We start from the raw sequence: 393 nt of genomic DNA, 5'->3' as shown, positions 1-393 counted from the left end.
CCCCCCCCCCCCCCCCCACCCCCCCCCCCCACCCAACGATACTGGTCTACCCCTTGTATCTGCTCCACTCCATTCCCCAAAGTAAGCGATCATTCAGGCTCTTCCTGACGATAGTTCGCCAGCTTTCTTAGCCGTTGTTGTTGCCAGAGACCGCTGGCAATGAGTCGTCCATCGCTATCGGCAAACTTTTCAGATTCAGGGTTCAGAACCAACAAACACCAAAGGCCCGGTCGAAGAGCGGGCCTTTACTCTGATGGTGAGCAATGATGGCGAACGTCCTTTCCCTCTCTCCGGGCCGTTGCTGCGCAATGTTCATATCGATGCCAGTTAGATTTTCCCTGGGCAGCAAAGAAGCTCATCGGCAAACAACAGATAACACAAAAGCAAAAGGGG

It is taken from the genome of Klebsiella sp. MS 92-3 (assembly GCF_000195655.1).
GTDB classification, from domain to species: domain Bacteria; phylum Pseudomonadota; class Gammaproteobacteria; order Enterobacterales; family Enterobacteriaceae; genus Klebsiella; species Klebsiella pneumoniae.
The sequence above is the reverse complement of the archived record's forward strand: the minus strand, read 5'-3'. Positions refer to the sequence as shown.